The organism is Bradyrhizobium sp. MI1.3 (genome assembly GCF_055811695.1).
The window spans coordinates 1-3,237 of the sequence record NZ_JBVVPQ010000173.1 but is presented as its reverse complement, the minus strand read 5'-3'; the positions used below and the strand labels follow the sequence as shown (position 1 = coordinate 3,237).

Annotated in this window: 3 protein-coding genes; all 3 read right to left on the bottom strand. The window is 59.9% G+C overall.

Going from position 1 to position 3,237, the window contains the following annotated elements; all coding sequences use genetic code 11:
- Positions 1 to 86: 86 nt before the first annotated feature.
- Positions 87 to 1,118, bottom strand: a complete 1,032-nt coding sequence (locus AC0L3A_RS40320; protein ID WP_473256537.1) for a hypothetical protein — start codon at positions 1,116 to 1,118, stop codon at positions 87 to 89.
- Between the two features lie 24 nt (positions 1,119 to 1,142).
- Positions 1,143 to 2,216: a hypothetical protein gene (locus AC0L3A_RS40315; RefSeq protein WP_473256536.1), complete on the bottom strand. Its 1,074-nt coding sequence runs from the start codon at positions 2,214 to 2,216 to the stop codon at positions 1,143 to 1,145.
- A gap of 12 nt (positions 2,217 to 2,228) precedes the next feature.
- Positions 2,229 to 3,237, bottom strand: a 1,009-nt coding sequence (locus AC0L3A_RS40310; protein WP_473256535.1) for a hypothetical protein, incomplete at its 5' end; no start/stop codon positions are given.

Below are 3,237 nucleotides of genomic sequence, written 5' to 3'. Positions count from 1 at the left end.
CGTCTCGTCCGCCCTGAGGGCGTTCATTGAATGCGCCGGATCAGGAGCGACGCTCGAAGCTGTTCCGGAGCGATCTGGAAGCGCGGTCAAGTCCCCTCGAAAGATGACCTAGCGGCCCTCACGGACGCCGTGATGAAGCGGTGTACCTCCTGAACTCTCCGCGTTTCATGCGTGTCTGGATGCGAGGTAAGCCAGTAGTTTCGAACGAAGCGTAGATCGGGGCGAGCGTGATCACGCGCGGCACTCTCTTCGCCGGCCTCTTCAAGATGCAGAATCTGCGCCGTGAGAGGCCCATTCGTTTCGTACCATGACGCCAATTGCTTGTGCGCGGTTCGGCGCAGCCCCGGCGCAATCAGGCTTTCGAGGCCCGCGCGCACGGTCTCATGCATCTCGAAGGTACCGTCGCCTCGCGCCCGAAGCAGCCCGAGATCCTGCAACTCCTTGATTGCAGCTCCGATGTTGTCGTCGGGAAATATCTGCTCTGCGTCAGATCGCGCAAATGGCAACATGAAGCAAAACAGCTTTTCCGCCGCGGGACGCGAGCTTGCGCTCACACGATCAAATCGCTGCCGTTCGGCATATGGCAACACCTCATCCGGCGGTCTTGCCGCCATGTCCTGCATCGCCGACAAAGTGTCTGCGTCGGCCAGCACCGCCGCGAGCTGAGCGATCAGGCCCGAAGCGCGGCCCGCCGTCACGCGATGATAGACGTCCCACAAGATCGCACGGTCTGGATTGGGATGATTGCGAGCGACGAGGTTCACAAACTCCTCGAAGCCGAAGCCGTCAATCTCGATACGGTGCACCTCACAGCGATCGCGCTCGAGATTGCTGAACTGTCGCAGCGCGCTTTCCTGCCCAAAAATCCCCAGCCGGCACTGAGCAGCAGAGGACAGCGCACGAACAAAAATTGCCAGATCGCGCGCAAACGCCGGGCTACAGGTTCCGTCGACCAGGTCGATCAGCAACAACGTCTTGATTGGAAGCACGGAGAACGACTGTGCAAGGCGTGTCAGCATTTCTTCTTCAGACACGCCGCTTTCGACCCCGCCTGAGAACAATTGCACAATGCCGGCGCGACGCAGCTGAAACGCCACACCGACCAGGATGTCGCGCAAAGTGACGTTGTCCCTCACCTCGGCCTAGTAGGCGGCGCGATCGGGCTCAGCCGCCTCCGACTGCCTGATTGCGGCGGATGCAAGCATTGTCTTGCCTGAACCCGAGGTCCCTACGATTTCGATCGCCCGCCCGCTCCATGCTTTCGTGAATCGATCCGTCAGCTGGGGACGGATGACAAAATTGGCGGGTAGCGACAACGGAGCCTTGATCGGGATCATATGCGGCCACACCGATCGCAGCTCCAGATCGAATTCCGCTTGATCGAAAGTCCGTCCCGTCTGCTTTGAAATGTCGTTGATGAACCCTCGCAGGTTCCGAAACAGCGCCCGTTCCACGACGGTGCGGGACAGCGAGTATCGGGTCGACAGGCGGGCATATACGCGCTCCGCGACTTCCTCCTCGCTGCCGAAAGTGCTCCGGATCGTCGTCCGCTGCAGCACGTCGGGCAGAGAGCTGTGAAAGTCGAACATGTGCCGCCGGTATTGATCGGCAAATTCGTCCGGCGCCCCCACGGGGGCGCAGAGCGTCTTCATGTCGTCTGCAAGCTTCTCCATTGCCTCCGCCGGGTCGTCCGGAACCGTGCCGTTGACGCGCGCGCGAGCCAACTTGTCGCCGGCCGTTCCTTGCGGTCTACCTTCGTTCAGCGCCTTGGCACGGGCCAGCAAATGGATCGTCGTCCAGTATGGCGCTGACGCAAGCGATGGCGCCGTCTTTCCCGCCTCGACTACCGACCGGACCTCCGCTGCCACGTCATCGCCCAATACCCACACCTGCTCCGAGCGGTTGCCTGCCAGCCGAGCGATGGTCCCCGGCAGCAATTCATTGACGACCTCGGTAAGCGTCCATGCCGCAGGCTGACGATCACCGTTCTTGTCCTCCCTCGGCTTCTTCACCTGGATATGATGCAAGTGCGCTTCCGCGCCTTCGGTCCAATGAAGATCGAGGTCGTCCTGCCCCTCTGGCCGCACTGTGGCGTCGGGTCCATGGTTTTCGAAGTGATCGAACAGCGCCTCCAGAACAATGGTGGCCTGGTAGTCGAACCCTCTGATTGCAATTACGCCATTCGCCATCGGCTCTAACTTGAAACCACATACCACGTTCAGCAGCGGCTAATCATCTCTCGACATCTGATTGTCGCAATACGAACAGAGCGTCGAATCGCTGTCGGATACGTTGTCGGGCGTAAGGCCTACGCTGCATACGGAGCACCCTTCCAACGAAGTCTCGCACCAGACACAGCCATTTTCCTCGTTCCAGATAACATATGCCGTGACGCCACATTCCGGGCAGATATAGAGCGGGGGCTCGCCTCCGTCCGTCACCGCAACATGCGCCTCTACTTCAAAATGAGCATCGAGAGCGACCTCGACAAGCTTTTCGGCGGAGATTTCCTCACCACAAGCACGGCACACCGCGTCGGCATATTGAAGATCGCTCCGGGTGCCATGCTTGCGGAAAACCAGATGCGAAGCACACTCAGGACACAGCAGCGCTGCCTCCGACATGGCCGCCGACTTCCAATCGATGCCGTCAAAACTTCCACGGCATTCAGCAAGCTCACGGTCGTGGAACGCCTTGACCTCGAGCATGGCTTGCCAACTATCCCCCAAAGCTACGCGGGAATCCTCGTTGGCCAGTCGAAACAGATCGACCACCACCGGAAAGGCGGTCGCAATGGCCTCCCGTACGGTCTTCGGGCTGGCGCTTGAGTAGAGGTGCTCGATGTCGTTGCGAATGCGATTGATATCTCTAAGCGCAGCCTGATCGATCTTCAGGCCAAAGGACCTGAAGCGGTCCTCGAGATCGCTGAAGTCGATGGTGCGATCGCTGGCGTCGTACCTTATCCCGCCCTGGCCGTCGGGTACGGGTTTGTATCGGGCACCCAAGACGTCCTTTGGATCGGCAGCCGGAGCGGCGCGAACGAGAACGTCTTTCGCCAGCAGCAGGACGCCGGCATAGAAGTTTCGTACCGCGGACAGCGCGCGCTTGGGGTCGTTTGCCCCGTAGTCTTCGATGCCGAGCTGGATCGACTCGACCGCATTCTTGAAGAGCGGGTCTTTGAACATGGCGATGCCGGTACTCCGACTCATTGTACCGCATCTGGTAGCATATTCTTTC